The 22,001-nt window shown below is 60.3% G+C and carries 10 protein-coding genes; 3 read left to right on the forward strand and 7 right to left on the reverse strand.

The window, feature by feature from the left end; translation table 11 throughout:
* Position 1 precedes the first annotated feature (1 nt).
* Both ACRTG1_RS12575 and ACRTG1_RS12580 read right to left on the reverse strand, forming a co-directional pair.
* Positions 2 to 613 carry a glutathione S-transferase gene (locus ACRTG1_RS12575; RefSeq protein WP_432516392.1) on the reverse strand — a complete coding sequence of 204 codons (612 nt, stop codon included), beginning with the start codon at positions 611 to 613 and terminating at the stop codon, positions 2 to 4.
* On the reverse strand, positions 600 to 1,226 hold the full coding sequence (locus tag ACRTG1_RS12580) for a thermonuclease family protein (RefSeq protein ID WP_206552350.1): 627 nt from the start codon (positions 1,224 to 1,226) through the stop codon (positions 600 to 602). The genes ACRTG1_RS12575 and ACRTG1_RS12580 overlap by 14 nt, the downstream gene beginning before the upstream one ends.
* 68 nt (positions 1,227 to 1,294) lie before the next feature.
* Here ACRTG1_RS12580 and ACRTG1_RS12585 point away from each other — a divergent pair, with 68 nt between their 5' ends.
* On the forward strand, positions 1,295 to 2,836 hold the full coding sequence (locus tag ACRTG1_RS12585) for a sensor histidine kinase (protein WP_283800834.1): 1,542 nt from the start codon (positions 1,295 to 1,297) through the stop codon (positions 2,834 to 2,836).
* Positions 2,837 to 2,850: 14 nt separating this feature from the next.
* Here ACRTG1_RS12585 and ACRTG1_RS12590 read toward each other — a convergent pair whose 3' ends face one another.
* The gene (locus tag ACRTG1_RS12590; protein ID WP_432516393.1) at positions 2,851 to 3,819 is read right to left on the reverse strand and encodes a nicotinate-nucleotide--dimethylbenzimidazole phosphoribosyltransferase; all 969 of its coding nucleotides are present in this window, start codon (positions 3,817 to 3,819) and stop codon (positions 2,851 to 2,853) included.
* A gap of 143 nt (positions 3,820 to 3,962) precedes the next feature.
* Here ACRTG1_RS12590 and ACRTG1_RS12595 point away from each other — a divergent pair, with 143 nt between their 5' ends.
* Together ACRTG1_RS12595 and ACRTG1_RS12600 are read left to right on the forward strand one after the other, a co-directional pair.
* Positions 3,963 to 4,187 carry a DUF1289 domain-containing protein gene (locus ACRTG1_RS12595; protein WP_206547710.1) on the forward strand — a complete coding sequence of 75 codons (225 nt, stop codon included), beginning with the start codon at positions 3,963 to 3,965 and terminating at the stop codon, positions 4,185 to 4,187.
* Positions 4,188 to 4,189: 2 nt separating this feature from the next.
* Positions 4,190 to 4,891 carry a retropepsin-like aspartic protease family protein gene (locus tag ACRTG1_RS12600; RefSeq protein ID WP_206547448.1) on the forward strand — a complete coding sequence of 234 codons (702 nt, stop codon included), beginning with the start codon at positions 4,190 to 4,192 and terminating at the stop codon, positions 4,889 to 4,891.
* Positions 4,892 to 4,957: 66 nt separating this feature from the next.
* Here the strand turns inward: ACRTG1_RS12600 and ACRTG1_RS12605 are convergent, their stop codons facing one another.
* The 4 genes from ACRTG1_RS12605 to ACRTG1_RS12620 all read right to left on the reverse strand — a co-directional run bounded on the left by ACRTG1_RS12605 (position 4,958) and on the right by ACRTG1_RS12620 (position 21,998).
* Entirely contained in the window at positions 4,958 to 9,649 is a 4,692-nt protein-coding gene (locus ACRTG1_RS12605; protein ID WP_432516394.1) for a DUF7507 domain-containing protein, read from the reverse strand.
* Positions 9,650 to 9,822: 173 nt separating this feature from the next.
* Positions 9,823 to 10,782, reverse strand: coding sequence for a hypothetical protein (locus ACRTG1_RS12610; RefSeq protein ID WP_432516395.1), 960 nt, complete (start codon positions 10,780 to 10,782; stop codon positions 9,823 to 9,825).
* Between the two features lie 520 nt (positions 10,783 to 11,302).
* A complete protein-coding gene (locus ACRTG1_RS12615; protein ID WP_432516396.1) occupies positions 11,303 to 16,870 on the reverse strand; it encodes a DUF7507 domain-containing protein in 5,568 nt (1,855 codons plus the stop codon).
* 595 nt (positions 16,871 to 17,465) lie between these two features.
* Positions 17,466 to 21,998: a DUF7507 domain-containing protein gene (locus ACRTG1_RS12620; RefSeq protein ID WP_432516214.1), complete on the reverse strand. Its 4,533-nt coding sequence runs from the start codon at positions 21,996 to 21,998 to the stop codon at positions 17,466 to 17,468.
* Positions 21,999 to 22,001 lie beyond the last annotated feature (3 nt).

The raw sequence follows: 22,001 nt of genomic DNA on the forward strand, positions 1-22,001 counted from the left end.
CTCAGGCCTGCGCGCTCGGCCTTCCGGCCACCGTATGATACCAGCGCATCACATGATCGAGCCCATCGGGAATGGAAATCCGCGCCAGCTTCATGAAATCAACGCTTGAGAGCCCGGTAATGTCGGCGATGCTGTAATCATCACCGGCGATGAAAGGCCGGTCAGCGAGTTCAGCATTGAGATAGGTGAGAAATTCCAGTGCCCTGGGCTTGTTCGCCTCACCCCATTCGCCCACCTGCGGCACTTCCCAGTCTTTCATGGCCGGGTGCAGATGGCGAAACGCCTGTGCGATGGGAAAGAACAGATGCATCTCCACGCGACGCTGCCACATCTCCACCTGCGCCATCCCGAGCGCGCCCTTGCCGAACAGGGCAGGTTCCGGGTGCAGCGCCTCGAAATACCGGCAGATCGCCACCGTCTCGGTGAGAACCGTGCCATCATCAAGCTCCAGCACCGGCAGGCGCTGCAGCGGGTTCAGCCGCGTCAGCGTTTCCGACTTGTGCTCAAGCGCGCCCATGTCCACGGGGACAATCGGCACTTCAATGCCTTTCTCGGCCAGGAATATGCGCACACGCCGTGGATTGGGCGCCCTGCCCCCGTCATAAAGCTTCATCTTGCGTTCCCTGTCCTTCGCCTGAAAACCATTGTCTTACCCGTTCCCAGAGGCCGCCGAGCAAATCATCATCCTGCGACGGAACCTCGCCCTGATGCGCGGCGCGCCAGTCCCGCGGCGCATCGAAGCCGCCGGCCCAGATGCCCCGGCGCGCGCGGCGCGCCTCCGCCTCGACTGCATCGTAATCGCCATAGGCCATCGCCCAGCCAGCCTCCACGAGCGCACGGCCGATATCCTCTCCATCCACCATACAGCGGGCGAGAAGCCGCTCATAGCGATCACGCTCATATCCCTCGCAAACCACCTCCGCCCGCACCACCAGCCGCTGCAGGGCGCGAAGCGCCTCACGCCCGCAGGCATAGTTTTGACCATCGCGCGTGCAGGACTGGTTGTATTCCGGCGCATCAATACCCTTGAGGCGGATACGTTCGCCGGACAGGGTGAGCGTATCGCCGTCATGGACGATCACGGCGCCAGTGAGCGTCTCGGTGCTCAGCCACTGAAGCCGGTCAACGAGAAGCGCAATCCCGCCCAGAAGCAGCAGGGTCAGAGCAAGGTCTGCAAGGCGTATGCGCCTGCGACCACGGCGGCGCGTGTATCGACGGCCACTCATTTCCTGAAGGGTCTCTTAATCATTCACGAATAATCTGGGTGGCGAATAGCGGGAATTCGAAACAGGTGATGGTGCCGGAAGCGTCAAAATCGGCCGACAAGTTCGCCGACAAGTTCATTGTGGACCGCACCAAGCCGCATCGCAACAGCAATGTGGGGCTTGCCGTGCGGCGCACGCGTGATCGGCTGTCCCAAAATCTCGGCCCGCCCGATTTCAACCGCGACATGCTCAAACTGCATGCGCGGGCCATCCTCTCCAACGCCATCAAGCCGCCCCTGCTGATCGTTTCAATCTGCGTGGGCGGTCTCTATGCGGGGTTCGACGCACAGCGGATTTTCACCTGGGCGTTTGCCTGCCTCGCCTGCTACCTGCCGCTCTTTGCCCTGGCGCATCGCCTCAACCGGCTGCCGGAAAACGAAATCGAGGTCACGCGCACGCGTTATCGCTTATATGCCGCGCATTTCGCCAGCGGCCTCGGATGGGCCTATTTCGCCATCTTACCAGCCCCCGCAGGCGCATTGACGGACCCGGCCGTCATTCAGGGCGCGGTGCTTCTGTTCGTCATCGCGGGAACGGCCATCGTCACCGCATCGCTTGGCGGTGCGCTTGTCGCGGCCTTCGCGCTGCCCGTTTGCCTCTTCGCCTTCACAGTCAGCGCAGAGCCCGACACAGCGAGCATGGTAACGGCGCTGGTTCTCGCCGCATCGCTGCCATTCCTCGCCTATGTGGCGCATCACCGCAATCGTGCGGCTCTGAGACTGCTTGCCTTTGAGAGCGAAAAGAATGCGCTGATCGGAGAACTGGAAACCGCAAAATCCATGTCGGATGAGGCGCGCCGGCGCGCCGAAGAGGCAAATCTCGCCAAGTCGCGCTTTCTCGCATCCATGAGCCATGAGCTCAGAACGCCGCTCAACGCCATTCTCGGCTTTTCCGAGGTCATGGCGAACCAGGTGCTCGGTCCACTCGACAATCCCACCTACCGGGATTACGCAAACGACATTCACACATCCGGCAAACATCTGCTCAGCCTGATCAACGAGATCCTCGATCTTTCGCGCATCGAGGCGGGACGGTACCGGCTGAACGAGGAACCGCTCCTTCTCGGCCCCATCGTGGAAGACTGCTGCCGACTGATGGAGATGAAGGCGCGCGGCAAGGGCATCAGCCTCAGGCTGGAAGTCGAACCGACGCTCTTACGCCTTTTCGCCGACGAGCGCGCCATCCGCCAGATCACGCTCAACCTGCTTGCCAATGCGGTGAAATTCAGCCCCACGGGAAGCGAAGTGCGCATTCGCGTCGGCTGGACGGCCGGTGGCGGGCAGTATCTGGCAATCAAGGACAATGGCCCCGGCATCCCCGACGACGAGTTGGCCGTGGTTCTTTCGGCCTTCGGTCAGGGCTCCATCGCCATCAAGAGCGCCGAACAGGGCACGGGCCTTGGCCTGCCCATCGTACAGGGGCTGACAGCGCTGCATGACGGGGTCTTCGAGCTGAATTCAAGACTGCGCTCGGGCACGGACGCCATTGTCGCCTTCCCCCGCTCGCGGGTGATGGAAGAGCTTCCAGCCGTTCCAAGAGAGCGCAAACGCGCCTCAGGCGGAGCCGCCTGAGGCTGCCTGACAGTTTATCCTAATCGCTTGGCGACTTCCGCCACGCCGCCGGCAAGAGCGGCAGCCGACTTCACGAGACCGACCGCAATCGCACCGGCGCAGCCTTCTTCGCCCGAGAACCCGAGGTCGAGAAGCGGCTCAAGTTCGAGCTTTTCAGCCGCCCATATCTCAAGCGAAGAGCCGGCGCCGGCCAGAACGCAATGCGAGATCATGTCCGGCGACAAACGGTAAAGGACAGCGGCAGCGGCAAGCGCCGGCACACCGTCGAGAACCACAGGAATGCCCTGCGCGCGGGCTGCAAGAATGGCGCCGGTCAGAGCCGCGATGTCGCGCCCGCCAAGCCGGCGCAACGCCTCCAGAGGATCGGCAAGCTGCCCCGCATGGAAAGAAAGCGCGCCTTCGACGATCACCCGGTCAGCGCCATCGACCACATCGGCTCCGCCCTCGAACAGTGCCGTGAGAAGTGCGGATGCAGCCGCCCTTGCCTGCGCGCCAACAGCACCGACGCAAAGCAGGTCAACGCCTTCGGCCGTTGCCTCCATGCCGAACGCGATGGTCGCGGCGCAGGAGCGTTCATCCAGAGATGCGCCCTTGCGGATGTCGTCCGCGGGCAGATCAAGCGCAAGGTCGAACACATTCAGCGAAAGATCGTTCGCCACGCAGAGATGGGAAACGGCAGCCGCACCGGCAGCAACGGCATCCACGCGCGCACGCTGCGCGGCAAGCGGATCGCCTGCATCTTCCGTCGCAAAGCCATGCGTCGCGGCATAGAGCGCGACACCGGATTTGCCGATCAACGGCGGCACACGGCGGCGCGTGCGCGCAAGCCAGACACCCAGCGTCCTGAGACGGCCCAGCGCCCCTCCCGCATAACCCGCCCGGTCGAATGCCAGCGCCATGGCTGTCGCGGCATTGTCGTCAGGCGCTTCGATCTGCTCGAGCAGCGAGCGCACATCGTCGAAAGGCATTCCGGAGAAGGACATGAAATCTGGTTCCCGATTGGTTTCGGCAACGAGATACCCACCACAGCCGCCCGGTGCAATGGTGAATAGACGGGCGCGGCGACTTGCGCCACAGGACGCCATGCCCCATGTCTTGGCAGAACACTGGAAAGACCGTGCCTGACATGAAATCGCCCTGCATCCTCGTATGCTCCATCGACCTGACATCGGGACTTTGCTTCGGCTGCGGGCGCACGCGCGAGGAGATCGCCGGCTGGATCGCCATGTCGGACGAGGAGCGCGGCGCAATCATGGACGCACTTCCGGAACGTCTTGAGACGATAGAACGCAAACCACGACGCGAAACCCGGCGGAGCCGGCTCGCACGAACGCGCGCACAGGAGCAATAGCCATGCGGCTTTTCTGGATTGTCATGGCGCTGCTTGGCGGCGGATTGATCCTGCTGATCGCCAATCACGATTCCGGCCGCGTCCTCGGGCTGGAGAACGCCACCTTTGCCGCAACGCTTTATCTCGGGCTCTGGGGCGCGGTCCTGCTGGTCGGCATTCTGGGATCGGGCATGCGGATTGGCGAAGCCGCACGCTCCCTCGCCTTCTGGGTGTTCCTGCTTCTCGCACTCATCGCCGTCTATCAGTATCGCTACGAGCTTCAGGATGTCGCAAGCCGCGTCACGGCCGGCCTCATCCCCGGCAGCCCCGTCTCCATAGTCAGCAGCGAGGGCAATGCCCGGGTCATGGTGGAGCGCTCGGCCAACGGGCATTTCGAGGTGATCGCCGATGTGAACGGACAGGCTCTGCGCATGCTCATCGACACAGGTGCGAGCAGCATCGTTCTGTCCGACGACGATGCGAGACGGGCCGGTTTCGACCCGTCCACGCTGCGTTTTCAGATCCCGGTCGCGACCGCCAACGGCACCGCCATGGTCGCCCGCGCCCGGGCGCAGGAAGTGCGCATAGGCGCCATCGCGCGCAGCGATGTGCCGGTCTACATCGCCCAGCCCGGCCGCCTTGGGCAGAGCCTTCTGGGCATGAGTTTCATCAACACCCTTTCCGGCTTCGAACTGCGCGGCGACCGGATCGTCCTGCAGGACTGACAGGCCGTTGAAGGTCCGACGCATCACGGACCTCCTCCAGCAAATCGCCGGAGGAGATCTGGTTTATCAGCGAGAACCCGACAGGACTTTGGCTTCGACTTCCAGCCGATAGCGGGCGCCGACCCTCCGCCATTCCCTGGCAATGTCCTTGCGCATCACCTTGAGACGCTTCTGGGCCAGACGCCTGCCTTCTCCATTTTCCGTATAGACCAGCCTTAGAACCGACGGCTCCTTGTCGAGCAGCTCGACCATCCGGGCAAGGCCAGCCTGCCATTCAGGACGCAGAGCCACCACACCCTCGTCAAAGGCCGCGTCGCTCAGATCAAGCCGCACAACACGACCAACGGAAGCACCGAACAGGAACTTGGAGGCCTTGCCGGCAGTCAGGCGGACGACACGCGGATTCTCCGTCGTGAGACGATAGCCGGAAGGCAGGGAACGCGTGTCGAGCTTCAGAATGTAGTTCGAGCCTATACGGTGATCGGGCAGATCCGCACAGGCGATGTGGAAGCGACCTTCCGCATCCGCCGTCACCAAAAGCCCTTTCACCGTGGCAACCCGAACACCGGCAAGACCGCGCTCCCCATCGTCCTGATACCCGTTGCGGTTCTTGTCATCGAACACCTTGCCGATGATGTCGCCACAATCAAACAGCGGATCAGCCATGACTTCCACCACAGCCGTCGCCACCCCAGACAGCTGCCTGCCATCAAGACTGCTTATCCAAGCCCGGTTGACATGTTTGCCCGTTTTGGCTGCCGCAGCGACGGCGAGATCAAGCGTGATCTCAACAGCACTGTCTTTGGCCAGCGTGACATTTTCGAAGGTAAGCTGCTGGCCCACCGCCACAGGGGTGATGGCCGCACCGTCAAGTCTGGCCGACCCCGGCACAAAACTCAGGCCCGGCGGCATCAGGTCCACGATGTTCACCGTTGTGGAGCCAGGAAGCCCAAGCAGCTTGGCCCGGATCGTATAGGGCACCCTGCCGCCACGGTTAACTTCGCTCAGCGATGCCATCTTGCTGATCGCAAACCCCGGCAGTTCGACCAGCGCTTCGACTTCGGGTGCCTTAGCGGTCTGACCTCGCGGCCCCGTCCCCGTCGCCGACGCCGAGTTCTTCACACCGTCTTCAATGCCCTGAGCCGCATTGATGTCGCCCTGCGTCAGCGCATAGCGGGCGGTAAAGCCAGCGCTTTCACCGGCGGCCAGGTCAACGCTCGATGGCGAGAAGGGCGACATGCTACCGCCACCGGGGTGTCCGTTGAAGCGCGGTCCGGCATCAACCGGCACCACATCCTCAAGGCTCACATTGCTGTCATTCGTCACCGTGAACGTATAGAGGATCGTGTCGCCGGGCTCGGCCAACCCCTGGTCATCGGCTTCATACGCACCAGTCTTGTCAACCGTCAGCACCACGTTCTGCAACAACGGGGTCGCAGTCGGATCATCCGCCTCGCCATCCCCTTCGATATCCGTGTCCGCGATATCCAACGGGTCATCCGAGTGATCCGAAACGGGTGTTCCGCCAACCGCAAGCCCCTGAGCCTTTGCCTTTGCAATGACCCCGCCGGCATCAATATCCGCCTGCGTAAGAAGATAGGACGCGGTGAAAGTCGTGTTGTCGTCCGCGCCAGGCGCCAGGCTGGCAAGCGCACCGCTTGGCACAGCAACCTGGACCTGTGGCTGCGGAGCTTCGGAAGCGCCAGGACTGCTGTTGACCGCCACATCAAACGAGGCCAAGGCGATGTTCTCGACCGTCACATTGCCGGTATTCCTCAATGTAAACGTGTAGTTCACGGGTTCATTCGGATCCGGAAACCCGTTGCTGTTCGAATCAACCCATTCATCATGGAGATCAAGTTCGATAGACGGGTTCAGCGCGAAGGTGAGCGCTGTTTTTTCCCCCGGCTGTCCAGTAGCGGGCCGGCTCTCGGCCGTAACCGTGTCACCCTGCGGTTCCTTACCGGTGGCGCTGGCGATGTTCTCAAAAACACCGGCGTCGATATCGGCCTGCGTAATCCGGTAGAGCCCCGTCACGCTTGTATCAGCATCCCCGGGCGCAAGAGGCCCTGCAATCGGACTGCCCGAGATATCCGCCTTTTCATCTTCGATGGAAATATCCGTCAGCGTCACATTTCCCGTGTTGGTAACGGTGAAACGGAACTCAATGAACTCGCCCTTGTCCGGAAAACCATTCTCATTCGTGTCGCTCAGAACAGCTTCCTTGATCACATCAATTGCGCCTTCGGCATCTGCCGTAAAGCTGGTGCTGTCGCCGGGACTGCCGCCCGGCGGACGCGAATCCTGATGGATCGGGTCTCCGTTCGGATCCTCGGCGCTCATCGACGCCACATTGTCCACGCTGCCACTGTCGATGTCCGCCTGCGTCACATCGTAATAGCCGGTGATCGTCGTCGCATCGGTCACACCCGGTGCAAGCGTGGCAATCGGACCGCCTGTCAGCGTCGCCCGCGGATCTGTCACCGTCACATTTGAGAGCGTCACATTGCCCGTGTTCTCGACACTGAACGCGTAGTTCAGCCGCTCATCGGCATCCAGGAGCCCATCCCCGTCCGTATCGTCATGCGTCACCGTCTTAATGAAGTCGCTCGACGCGGTCTGCGGAATATCCGTCCGTGTCGGCGTGCCCGCTGCTCCACCCGTCGGATGCGACTGCACCGTCACATCCGCATTGACTGGATCCTTGCCGGTGGCGCTCGCAAGATTGTCCACGTGACCTGCATCGATATCCGCCTGCGACACCGTATAGGTCCCCGTCAGCGTCACCGCATTCGTGGGACCCGGTGCAAGGGTCGCAATCGGACTGCCCGTCACTGCCGCATGATCGTCACTCAGAACCACATTGGTCAGCGTCACATTGCCGGGATTCGTGATCGTGAACGTGTAGCTGATCGTCCCGTCACCGTTCAGGACAGACGTCTTCAACACATCCAGAGCGCCATCAAATGCAACCGTGAAACTTGTGCTGTCGCCGGGACTGCCGCCCGGCGGGCGCGAATCCTGATTGACCGGGTCTCCGTCGGGATCCTCGGCGCTCATCGACGCCAGATTGTCCACGCTGCCACTTTCAATGTCAGCCTGCGTCACATCGTAATAACCGGTGATCGTCGTCGCATCGGTCACCCCCGGCGCAAGCGTGGCAATCGGACCGCCTGTCAGCGTCGCCCGCGTGTCCGTTACCGTCACATTGGAGAGCGTCACATTGCCCGTGTTCTCGATGCTGAACGTGTAGTTCAGGCGCTCGCCCGCATCCAGAAACCCATCCCCGTCCGTATCGTCATGCGTCACCGTCTTGATGAAGTCGCTCGATGCGGTCTGCGGAATATCCGTCCGCGTCGGCGTGCCCGCCGTCCCGCCGGTCGGGTGCGACTGCACCGTCACATCCGCATCGCCCGGATCCTTGCCCGTGGCGCTCGCCAGATTGTCCACATAACCGGCGTCGATCTCCGCCTGCGTCGGCGTATGGGTGCCCGTCAGCGTGACCGCATTCGCGGGACCCGGCAGAAGCGTTGCAATGGGGCTGCCCGTCACAGTCGCGTGATCGTCGGTCAATGCGACATCGGTCAGCGTCACATTGCCCGTATTCTCCACCGTGAAGGAATAGGTAATTGTTCCATCGCCATTCAGAACCGAGGCCTTCAGAACAGAAAGACCGGTCGAAGCGGTTGCCGTAAAACTTGTGCTGTCACCCGCAGTCCCGCCGGGCGGACGTGAGTCCAGCTCAACCGGGTCCCCGTTCGGATCCTCGGCGCTCATCGACGCCACATTGTCCACGCTGCCACTGTCGATGTCCGCCTGCGTCACGTCATAATAGCCGGTGATCGTGGTCGCATCGGTCACGCCCGGTGCAAGGCTCGCAATCGGACTGCCTGAGATCGTCGCCCGTGGATCCGTCACCGTCACATTGGAAAGCGTCACATTGCCCGTGTTCTCGACGCTGAACGCATAATTCAGGCGTTCCCCCGCATCCAGCAAACCGTCATTGTCCGTGTCGACATGCGTCACCGACTTGATGAAGTCGCTCGACGCGGTCTGGGGAATATCCGTCCGTGTCGGCGTCCCCGCCGTCCCACCGGTCGGGTGCGACTGCACCGTCACATCCGCATTGTCCGGGTCCTTGCCCGTGGCCGACGCCAGATTGTCCACGTGACCGGCATCGATATCCACCTGCGTCACCGTATAGGTCCCGGTCAGCGTCACCGCATTGGCGGGACCGGGCGCGAGTGTGGCAATCGGGCTGCCCGTCACCGCCGCATGATCATCGCTCAGAACTATGTTGGTCAACGTCGCATTGCCCGTGTTCTCAACCCTGAACGTATAGCTGATCGTGCCGTTGCCATTCAGGACGGACGTCTTCAGGACTGTAAAAGAGGGCGTTGGAGGAAACCTCAGCACGATATCTGTGCTGTCATTGCCTGTATCAAAATCATTGTTGGTCGCGTCAGCATCTCCATCCGGCGCAGATCGCCCGAGAACAACGGGTACGGTGTAATCACCCGCCTCAGTGGGCTCTTCGACCACAACAGGAACGTCAAAACTGACCGTCCCCCCGGAAGCGCCCGGTCCGGAAGACGCCATTAGAGGCGTAGCATCAAGGCTACAGGTCACGGTAGAACCGCCCTGTACACAGCCCGTCGGCAGTGCGCCACTGGTCGTCCAGCCGGCTGGAAGTGTGGCAATTAGCGTAAAGCCATCATCTCCATCGGTCGCTCCGGGCCCATAGTTCGTAGCCGTCATGGTAAAAGTCTGCGTAACGCCATAATCGCTAAAGGGACCAGCCGGAGCAGTCGCAGTAACGCCGATATCAGGCAGGCCGTTGATGACCAGCTCACAGGTGCCATCCTGTTCATCGGCAAGTGCGAATGCATTGCCCCCCGCGCATGAGCCCGCTTCTACATAGGTGTCCGCATTTATTCCCGCCGGTCCTGCTGAATCCGGGCTCCATAATTGCTGGCGGGCGTGACATAGAGCTCATGGGCGCTTTGGAAAAGCAAAGGGTCATTGTCGCCTGGCAACGCGTAGGCATCTGCAGCGGCTCCATTAGGGAGTACTGTTCCTCCTTGAGCCAAAGCCGTGCTCCAGCCGACTCCACCAACAGTCTGATCCCATGCAAAATCGCTGAACACCATTGCGGCTGACAGCCTGGCCTGGCCGAAGCGGCCGCAATAAGGGCGGACGCCGTCATAGCCTTCTCCGCCACGTTGAGCCGCGTAAGCGGCAAATGCAATGTCAGCATTCCCCCAGCAAAACGGGCCACGACTGGTATGGGGTGCGTTGCCCTCAATCAAGCCGGCATCGAGGCGACCGGAGTTGGAGGCAACATTGAAGTGAATCCATTGTCCGGCTTTCAAATCCAGCCTGGTGCATAAAATGCCAACCTGGCTGGACAAGGCATCGGTATTAGTCTTCCTGTCCCGACCGTAAAATCCCCTGGCAATCATTCCGGTCGGACAAACAGCGGTCCGGATTGCCTGGACCTCGTCATATGCGTAGCCATTCACCCAGAAAGACGATCCCATGGACACAGTCGTGCCATCAGTGGTCACTCTCGAACAAAGAAGGTCTACTCTGGTTGTCATCCCATATCCGGGGGCCCAGCCGACATTGGCCCTGTCGTAGTGTCGCACCCCACGCACAAATGAGCCGGTCGGGCATCGTGTGAGGCCAGTTTGGCCCGTGTTCTTGCCAATTAGGCCACCATTATAAAAACCCGTGATCGCAAACCCTTCACCAGCCTGGGCCCAGCCACCACCACCCCAAAAAGCAATGAACAACAAAGCCAGATATGTCAGAATTTTCCTGAAAATGCTTCGTCCCACACCGCCTGCAAAGCCGTTCCGGAGCGTGTTCATGCGGTATTTCATGTTCATGATGACCGACCTATGATACAAATTGCTGAGAAAATGGCGTCCAACTGGTGCGTCCAATCACTGGGAGCGGAGCGTTTTCAAACGGTACCGGACACGCAAAGCGGATTTGCTCCTAAGGAAGCAGGGCCGGTTCCACACCTCACCGAACAGCGGATTCCGGAAGAGCCAAATTCGCTGAAGAGGACGCAGCAACATCTCTGGAAGACGACTGCGCTGGAGTTCGATGCTCGCGCACACCCAGCTGTCGGCGCTCATCAAAAATGAGGAACGACGGTTGGTACGGTCTGTTGCGTGACAACATTGGCAGGCCCTCATCGAACTATCACTTTTTGCTCTAGTCACCACCAGAAGAGCACTTTGGAGGAGCGCGAACGCACTTCGCCCTCAAGTGCAGAGAAACGATGAACGATACATGGCGCCCATATCCCGCGGGCTTCAGTAGTCTGACCGTATAATTACAGTTAGCGCTCAGCGTGCAGCCCTTGAACCACAAGGCTTTTCCCGCTGTTCACAAGACGCCCTACCTGTAGCCGAAAGCACGTTGAGGCCGGTCTGGGAGCGCCCCAAACGCCTGAACGCGAATCTCTATGTCCAGCCGATATCGGGCGCCGGCCCTCCGCCACTTACCGGCAATCCCCTTGCGCACTGCCTTGATGCGCTTCTGGGCCAGACGCCGGCCTTCCCCTGTCTCTGTGTAGACCAGCCGCAGGGACGATGGTTCCTTGTTGAGCAGCTCGATCATCCGGGCAATGCCAGACTGCCATTCAGGGCGCAGCACTGCCCCGCCCTCCTCAAAGGCAGTGTCGCTCAGATCAAGCCGCATGACACGACCAACGGAAGCGCCGAACAGGAACCTCGACGCCTTCCCGGCCGTAAGGCGAACCACCCGCGGGTTCTCAGTCGTCAGACGATAGCCGGAAGGCAGTGAACGCGTGTCGAGCTTCAGGATGTAGTTCGTGCCAATCCGCTGGTCCGGCAGGTCTGCACAGGGGATGTGGAAGCGCCCTTCCGCATCTGCGGTGACCAGAAGGCCTTTCACGGTCGCAACCCGAACGCCGGCCAGACCGGGCTCCCCCCTGTCCTGATAACCATTGCGGTTTCTGTCATCGAACGCCCTGCCTATGATGTCGCCGCAGTCAAACACGGTTTCGACAACGACCTCCACCGCCGCCGTTGCAATGCGCGAGATGGATGTCCCTTCAAGATCCTCCATCCATGCCCGGTTCACATACTCACCGGGCTTGGCCGCAGAGGTTACCAGGAGTTCAAGCGTAATCTCGACAGCCTCGCCCTCTTTCAGGACAATGTCGTTGAAGACAAGCTTCCGCCCCGCAACCACTGGAGCGATGGCCGTATCGCCCAGTCTTGCCGACCCCGGAGCGAAGACCAGCCCGGGCGGCGTCATGTCTACGACATTGACAGTGCTGGAGCCTCGAACGCCAAGCATTTTCACCCGGATCGTGTAAGGCACCCGACTGCCACGGCGCACCTGGCCAAGCGCGGTCGTCTTGCTGACTGCATAGCCCGGAAGCTCGACAACACCTTCAGCCTCCGGCGCCGTGACGCTTTGGCCCTGCGGTCCCGTGGCCGAGGCCGTCGCCGTGTTCTTCACACCATCCTCAACACCCTGTGCAGCAGCGATGTCTCCCGGTGTCAGCGTGTAAGTTGCGGTGAATACCGCACTTTCTCCCGCTCCGAGATCCGCGCCCGGTGGCGAGAAACTCGACATCCGCCCTTTGGCGGGGCGCTCATTGAAGCGAGGTCCGACATCTACCGGGGTCACATCTGACAGGCTCACATTGCCGTCATTCGTCACCGTGAATGTATAGAGGATCGTATCGCCGGGCTGGGCAATAGCCTCGCCACTCCCCTGAAATTCGCCCGTTTTCATCAACGCCAGAGCTGCTTTCTGAGGCAGAACCGTGACAGTCGGATCGTCCGGCTCTTCATCGCCCTCGGTATCGACATCGGTGAAGTCATGCGGGTCGTCCGAGATATCTGAAACAGGCGTGCCGTTCACAGCCACACCAACAGTCTGCGCCGTTGCAATCAGTTTACCGGCATCGATATCGGACTGCGTGAGCAGATAGGATGCGCTGAAGGTCGAAGAGTCCTTGTCTCCCGGCGCCAGACTTGGCAATGTGCCGCCGGAGACGGGAACGAGCGCGCGCAAACGCAACAGCCCCGACGATTTCCTGACGGAAACTGCCGCCACATCGAATGTGTTGATGGTAATGTTCTCAACCGTCTCATTGCCGGTATTCCTGACTGTGAAAGTGTATTTCACGGGCTCGGTCGGGTCGGGAAAACCGCTTTTGTCCGTATCGATCCACACACCAACCAGATCGAGTTCAATGAGCGGGGTAAGCTTGAACCTGATCACCGTCGCTTCGCCCGGATTGCCATCTTCGGGGCGAGACTGGGCTGTAACGGTCTCACCGTGCGGATCCTTGCCAGTCGCTGTAGCGACGTTCTCAAATGAACCCGCGTCGATATCCGCCTGCCTGATCGTATAGCTGCCCGTAACGCTTGTATCGCTGTCACCCGGCGCGAGAGAGACAATCGGGCTGCCCGTTATCTCGGCCTTACTGTCTTCCACCGCGATCTCCGACAGAGTGACATTGCCGGTATTCGTGACAGTGAAACGATAATCGATCGTCTCGTTTTTATCGGCATAGCCATTGTCGTTGACATCATTCAACACAGCCACTTTCACGATATCCAGCGCGCCACGGGCCTCAGCCTCGAACTCCGTGCTGCCGCCTGCGGTCCCGCCGGGCGGGCGCGACTGCTTCTCGACCGGGTTCCCCTTCGGGTCCTTCGCACTCATCGACGCCAGATTGTCCACGCTGCCGCTGTCGATGTCCGCCTGCGTCACATCATAGTAACCGGTGATCGTCGTCGCATCGGTCACGCCAGGCGCAAGCGTGGCAATCGGACCGCCCGTCAGTGTGGCCCGTGTGTCCGTCACCGTCACATTGGACAGCGTCACATTGCCCGTGTTCTTGATGCTGAACGTGTAGTTCAGGCGTTCATTCACATCCAGCAGACCGTCATTGTCCGTGTCGACATGCGTCACCGTCTTGATGAAGTCGCTCGAAGCCGTCTGCGGAATGTCCGTCCGCGTCGCCGTGCCCGCCGTCCCGCCGGTCGGATGCGACTGCGCCGTCACATCCGCATCGGCTGGATCCTTGCCCTTGGCGCTCGCCAGATTGTCCACATGACCGGCATCGATATCCGCCTGCGACACCGTATAGGTCCCCGTCAGCGTCACCGCATTGGTGGGACCCGGTGCAAGGGTCGCAATCGGACTGCCCGTCACTGCCGCATGATTGTCGGTCAGCGCAACATCCGTCAGCGTCACATTGCCCGTGTTCTCCACCTTGAATGTGTAGCTGATCGTTCCATTGCTGTTCAGGACAGATGTCTTCAGGACCGAAAGACCCGTCGACGCGGTCGCCTTGAAGCTGGTGCTGTCGCCTGCGGTCCCGCCGGGCGGGCGTGACTGCTTCTCGACCGGGTTCCCCTTCGGGTCCTTCGCGCTCATCGACGCCAGATTGTCCACGCTGCCGCTGTCGATGTCCGCCTGCGTCACATCATAGTAACCGGTGATCGTCGTCGCATCGGTCACACCGGGCGCAAGCGTGGCAATCGGACCGCCCGTCAGCGTGGCCCGTGTGTCCGTCACCGTCACATTGGACAGCGTCACATTGCCCGTGTTCTTGATGCTGAACGTGTAGTTCAGGCGTTCATTCACATCCAGCAGACCGTCATTGTCCGTGTCGACATGCGTCACCGTCTTGATGAAGTCGCTCGAAGCCGTCTGCGCAATGTCCGTCCGCGTCGCCGTGCCCGCCGTCCCGCCGGTCGGATGCGACTGCGCCGTCACATCCGCATCGCCCGGATCCTTGCCCTTGGCGCTCGCCAGATTGTCCACATGACCGGCGTCGATATCCGCCTGCGACACCGTATAGGTCCCCGTCAGCGTCACCGCATTGGTAGGACCCGGTGCAAGGGTCGCAATCGGACTGCCCGTCACTGCCGCATGATTGTCGGTCAGCGCAACATCCGTCAGCGTCACATTGCCCGTATTCTCGACCTTGAATGTGTAGCTGATCGTTCCATTGCTGTTCAGGACAGATGTCTTCAGGACCGAAAGACCGGTCGACGCGGTCGCCTTGAAGCTGGTGCTGTCGCCTGCGGTCCCGCCGGGCGGGCGCGACTGCTTCTCGACCGGGTTCCCCTTCGGGTCCTTCGCACTCATCGACGCCAGATTGTCCACGCTGCCGCTGTCGATGTCCGCCTGCGTCACATCATAGTAACCGGTGATCGTCGTCGCATCGGTCACGCCAGGCGCAAGCGTGGCAATCGGACCGCCCGTCAGTGTGGCCCGTGTGTCCGTCACCGTCACATTGGACAGCGTCACATTGCCCGTGTTCTTGATGCTGAACGTGTAGTTCAGGCGTTCATTCGCATCCAGCAGACCGTCATTGTCCGTGTCGACATGCGTCACCGTCTTGATGAAGTCGCTCGAAGCCGTCTGCGCAATGTCCGTCCGCGTCGCCGTGCCCGCCGTCCCGCCGGTCGGATGCGACTGCGCCGTTACATCCGCATCGGCAGGATCCTTGCCCGTGGCGCTCGCCAGATTGTCCACGTGCCCCGCGTCGATATCCGCCTGCGACACCGTATAGGTCCCCGTCAGCGTCACCGCATTGGTGGGACCCGGTGCAAGGGTCGCAATCGGACTGCCCGTCACTGCCGCATGATTGTCGGTCAGCGCAACATCCGTCAGCGTCACATTGCCCGTGTTCTCCACCTTGAATGTGTAGCTGATCGTTCCATTGCTGTTCAGGACAGATGTCTTCAGGACCGATAAAGATGGCGCGGCGGGGAAACTCAGGGGAACGCTAGCGCTGTCATTGCCGGTGTTAAAATCGTTGTTCGTCGCATCGGCGTCTCCATCCGGCGCGGATCGCCCCAGAACAACGCTTACACTGTAATCGCCTGCCATCGCTGGCAGGTTGACAGCAACAGGGATAGCAAAGCTGACCGTCCCTCCCGCAACACCCGGCCCTGACGAGGCCGCAAGCGCCGTTGCATTAAGGCTGCAGGTAACCACCGCACCGCTTTCCGTACAACCCGCCGGCAATGTGCCACTGGTCGACCAACCAGCGGGGAGCGTGGCGACCAGCGTAAACCCGTCATCGCCATCGGTCGCACCAGGACCATGATTCGTGGCCGTCATGGTGAAATTCTGCGCAACGCCATAGCCTGTAAAGGAACTCGCCGGGGCGGTGCCGCTCACACCTATATCGGGCAGGCCATTGATCGTCAGTCCACAGGTTCCGTCCTGCTCATCGACAAGAGCAAATGCATTGCCCCCGGCGCATGACCCCGTTTCCACATAGGTGGTCGCATTTATTCCGGTCGGGCGCTGATTAACCAGCGCTCCGTAATTGCTCGCTGGCGTGACATAGAGCTCGTGCGCGCTCTGGAAGGCCATAGCGTCATTGTCGCCTGGCAGCGCATAGACATCGGCAGCGGCTCCATTCGGAAGCGCCGTGCCCCCCTGAGCCAGCGCCGTGTTCCAGCCGCTTCCGCCAATTGTCGTGTCCCATGCAAAATCGCTGAAGGCAATCGTGGCCGAAAGTCTGGCCTGGGCGAAATAGCCACAGTATGCGCGAATGCCGTCATACCCTGCGCCACCGCGCTGAGGCGCATAACCGGCAAACAGTCTGTCATCGCTGCCTAAGCAAAACCCGCCGCGACTGTAGTGAACCGCGTTGCCTTCAATCACGCCGGCATCAAGACGGGTGGAGTTGGACGCCGTATTGAAGTGAATCCATTGTCCGGCTTTCAGCTCCAGCTTGGTGCACAGGATTCCAACCTGGCTGGTCCAGGGTACAGAGGCGGTGGATCGATGCCGACCATAAAAGGCCCTGGCGATCATCCCGGCAGGACAGGTCTTAACTCGTATACTGCCCGGACGGGGATATGCATAGCCATTCACGGTGAAAAGCGGCTCCAGATTAATGGTTGTGCCGTCCGTCGTCACACGCGAGCAATAGAGATCCACTCTCACCGTCATGCCGTGGGTGCTGCTGGTGCCAGTAAAGTTATGATCTGTATGGCGCACTCCCCTCAAAAATGTTCCTGCAGGGCATTGCGTAATTGAGGTGTGGCCCTTGTTGGAGCCGATGAGCCCGCCGTAATAGGTGCCAGAAACCCCCAGACCCTCAACAGCCCGCGCGCGCTCGACGCCGCCCAGCAGGGCAATCATTGAAATCACGATACAAACCTGAGCCTGTCTGGAGAGGCCTGCTGCGAACCGCACGCAGAAAGCGAGTACAATGAGCCTCAAATGTCCGTGAACCAAGCGCCGTGCAGTCATGGCAATCGATCTTCGTTTTGAGTTTTCTGACAATGTACCTGCGCCAAAATGCGTTCTCCGACACGGAGAAGACCGCTTCAGCAACAGCCACGCCCAATGCGCAGAGACAGGAAACGACAGACCCGGGACCAGTACAGGATCATTCAGCAAGATCAGCGCCACCTGCAAACAGCGGACAGGCTTGAATGAACGGCCCCTTGTGCGGTCAGACCGAAGAGTTCCACGCATCCCGCCGCCTGTGGGCCGACGAGATGCGCGAAATCATACGAGGTGAAGCAAGGGCACCTGGGACTTACTTATAGAGCGTAAGATCGTTCACTGGCTCCACGGGCACATCGCCAACAGCGGTGTGAAGCTGGCTTTCGATCTCGAGGCGATAACGACGACCGACCTCACGCCATTCACGGGCAATGTGCTTGCGCATTGCCTTGCTACGCTTCAGCGCCAGCTTTTTCCCCTCACCCGCTTCCGTGTAAACCAGCCGCAGAATCGATGGCTCCTGCTCAAGCAGGTGCATCATCTGAGCAAGTCTGGTCTGCCATTCCGGGCGAAGTTCCGTGCTGTCTTCCTGGAAAGCGGCATCGCTCAGATCAAGACGCACAACCCTTCCGATGGAAGCGCCGAAGGTGAATTTCGACACCTTGCCGGCAGTCAGTCGGATCACACGCGGGTTTTCGGTAGTCAGGCGGTACCCTGAAGGCAACGAACGCGGGTCCAGTTTGAGGATATAGTTGGTTCCGATACGCTGGTCCGGGAGGTCAGCACAGGCAATGTGAAAGCGACCCTCCGCATCTGCCGTTACCAACAGTCCCTTGACCGAAGCGACCCGAACACCTGCAAGGCCGGTTTCACCATTGTCCTGATAACCATTGCGGTTCTTGTCGTCGAACACCTTGCCGATAATATCGCCGCAATCGAAGACCGCCTCGATAACCACCTCGACAACGGCAGTGGCCACACGCGAGATCGGATTACCCTCAAGGTCCTCAACCCAGGCCCGGTTCACATACTCGCCGGGCTTGGCAGCCGCAGTGACGGCCAGATCCAACGTGATTTCCACGGCCTCATCGCCTGTCAGAACGACATTCTCAAAGGTGAGTTTGCGACCTGCCACGACCGGGGCAATCCCGGTATCACCGAGCATCGCCGAACCTGGTACGAAGGTAAGCCCGGGAGGCGTCATGTCGATGACATTGACCGTACTCGAACCCGGCATGCCGAGCATCTTGACCCGGATCGTATAGGGCACCTTGCCGCCACGGCGAACCTCGCGCAGAGGAGACATCTTGCTTATCGCATACCCCGGCAGATCCACCGACGCTTCCGCTTCCGCTGCCACGGCCTTCTGGCCGCGCGGTCCCGTACCTGTGGCCGTCGCCGTGTTTTTCACCCCATCCTCAATCCCCTGAGCAGTATCGATATCAGCCTGGCTCAGAGTATAGGTGGCGGTGAAGGTTGCGCTGTCACCGGCTGCGATATCCGCACTTGATGGCGTAAAGGAAGACAGGCTTCCTGTGCCCCGGCGTCCATCGAAACGCGGCCCTGCATCAACCGGAACCACATCATCAACAGTGACATTTCCGTCATTCGTTACCGCAAAGGTGTAGAGAATCGTATCACCGGGTTCGGCAAAGCCGGTGCCGACGCCCTGGTATGCGCCGCTTTTCTCGAGGACCAGCGACACCTTTTGCGGCAGGGGCGTGGCGGTTGGATCGTCCGGCTCACCATCCCCTTCCTCTTCGACATTTTCGCCATCATGAGGATCGTCGGAGAGATCAGACACTTCTTCACCGTTTGGGGTCAGACCTTCTACCTCTGCAGTCGCCGTCTGCCCGCCAGCATCAATCTCGGCCGCCGTCAACGGATAGGACGCGGTGAACGTGGTTCCATCTTCGCTGCCCGGAGCAAGGCTTGCGAGCGTACCGCCCGCAACGGGAACCGTTGCCCTCACACCAATTCCAACATCCGCCGGATTGACATTGGGGTCCGGAACCACTTCCAGCGAAGGAATGGTGATGCTGTTGATCGTGACGTTACCGGTATTCTTCACCGTAAAGGCATAATGTACTGGCTCGCCCGAATCCGGGAAACCGCTACCGTCAGAATCGCTCCACTGGTCCACCAGGTGAACTTCGATGGACGGGTTCGGCTGGAACTCGATCGTCGTCGGGTCGCCCGCTTCTCCATCTGCAGAGCGGGATTCAGCTGAAACCGGCTCGCCCTGCGGGTCCACGCCGGTAGCGGTGGCAACATTTGCAAAAGACCCGGCATCGATATCGGCCTGTGTAATCGTATAGCTGCCTGTCGCACTCGTGTCGCTTTCCCCCGGAGCCAATGGTCCGGCAATCGGGCTTCCAGAGATTTCAGCCTTGTCGTCTTCGATTGCAATGTCTGTCAGGCTCACATTGCCAGTGTTCATGACCGTGAACGTGTAGCCGATTGTCTCATTGGCATCAGCAAAACCGTTGCCATTGGCATCGTTCAGCATCGCTTCCTTGACGACATCCATGGAGCCCTGCGCCACCACTGGCTGCGTGGTGTTGTCGCCGGGAATCCCGCCCGGCGGCCGCGAGGTACGCTTTACAGGAGCCCCGTTGGGGTCCGAAGCCGTGGCTTCAGCGACGTTGTCCACGCCACCGCTGTCGACATCCGCCTGGGTGACATCGTAGTAGCCCGTGATTGTCGTCGAATCCACGTCATCGGGGGCTAGAGAGGCGATGGGGCCACCAACGATCTGCGCCTTGCTATCGCTGACAGTGACGTTGGTGAGCGTCACATTGCCCGTGTTCTCCACCGTAAACGTGTATTCAAGCCGCTCACCCGCATCCACAGCGCCATTCCCATTGGCATCGACGTGAGACACCTCCTTGACGAAATCACTCTCCGGCGTCTGGAGCAGTTCCGTTTCAGTCGGTTCGCCAGCAACGCCTCCCGGTGCACTCGATTGAGCCGTGACATCATTTCCAGCCGGATCCTTACCGGTGGCTGACGCCAGGTTTGCGACAGAACCGGCATCAATATCGGCCTGTGTGATCTTATAGGTTCCGGTCACGCTTGTATCACTGTCGCCCGCCGCAAGCGGCCCTGCAATCGGGCTACCCACGAGATCCGCCCGGTCGTCTGAAACCACGATGTCTGTAAGCGTGAGATTGCCCGAATTGGTGACGGTGAACGTGTATTCGATCATCTCGCCGGCGTCGGGACGACCGTTAGCGATGGTATCGTTCAAAGTTGATGTCTTGATGATCTCGACTGCTGCGCTTCCCGGCAGGTCAATGGTCGTGGCGTCTCCCGGTTGACCGCCTGGAGGTGCCGATTCAGCACGGACCGGATCACCATCGGGGTCCTGAGCATTCACGGTGGCGTGGTTTTCCACCGAGCCAGAATCAATATCAGCACCGGTCAGGGTGTACTCGCCAATAATCGTTTCGCTGTCCGTCACGCCCGGCGGCAGCGTTGCAATCGAGCCACTTGTCACGATGCCCGGATCATCAACCGTCACGTTTGAAAGCGGCGCTGCGCCCGTATTGGTGACCGTGAAAGTGTAGATGATCTTCTCATCAACGTCCGGGACGCCGTTATTGTTGGTGTCCTGCAGCTCCGCTTCCTTGGTCAGGGACATGGACGCTTCCTGCGTCACATCCGTCGCCGTGTTGTCGGCAAGATTGTTGTCGACAACATCATCGGGAAGCACGAGCGAAACCGTGTTGCTGAGCTCGCCGGTAAAGTCGTCCGGAACCGACATGGTGATCGTGTAGGTGGCCGACGCGTTGGCAGGGAGGTTGAGATGTTCTGCATCAATGCCACCGGTCCCGCTGGCGTTCTCACATGTCGCGCCGCTCGCACCCGCGCATGTCCAGTTCGCGGTGGCAATGCCAGCCGGCAGCGGGTCCGAAACCTCGATGGCCTCTGCGCCGAAGGGGCCATTATTGGTGACCTGCATCGTATAGGTGACGTCCTGCCCGGGCGTATAGGCTTCCTGTCCGTCCGTTTTGGTGATCTGAATATCCGCCTCGAACTGAAGAGACGACGTCACACATTTCAGGCCATCATTGTTTCCCGAGCCGGGCGAGGATGAAATAAGGGTCGACTGGCCCGTCGTGGTATTGAATTTGTAGAAGCCGTTCCCGCCATTGTCGGAACCGTACACGGCATCCGGCGTTCCAAACATCGCACCAAACTGCGTTCCCGCGGCCAGGCCGGTATTGCCGACGCTTGTCACCGAGCCGGTCACCGGATCAATGGCGATTAGATCCGTAGCGCCCCCCTCCTTTGTGTAGAGGCGGCCACCGGACCATGCCAGGTCGAAAATGTTGATGGCACGGCTGAGTGTGATTGTTGTCGCCGAGACCGTCCCGACATCGATCTTGTAAAGGGTACTCGGCGCAGCGCTGCCGATCACATAATAGCTCCCGTCATCCGCGATCTCACCTGCATTGATGTTGGGGGCCGAAGGAATCCCGGCGATGGCGCCCAGATTTTGTGTCTGTCCATTCGAGCCAAGGCGCAGCAGATTGGGAGTCGGACCCGCCTGAATGGCATAGCCATAAAAGTCTGTGGGATGGAAACCTGCCGCGTTGTGCGCGAACGTCTCTCCGCCCTCATTGGTGAAGGTAAAGGGATTTGTGGTCATCCCCACCGAGAGCAGATCTGTCGGATTTCCCTGGGTCAGCCACAAACGTTCATCGCACGTGGAAAAATCAGGAACCTGCGCCCGACTATCATCCATGGACACCAGAACGGTTACCATGGCAGCAGCGAACAGACCAAGGCGCATGCGGCCTTTATGGGGTTTCGTTCGATTGAGATATTCTTCTATTTTCATAAT

Source organism: Nitratireductor sp. PBL-C9 (genome assembly GCF_050877045.1).
Lineage (GTDB): Bacteria > Pseudomonadota > Alphaproteobacteria > Rhizobiales > Rhizobiaceae > Nitratireductor > Nitratireductor aquimarinus.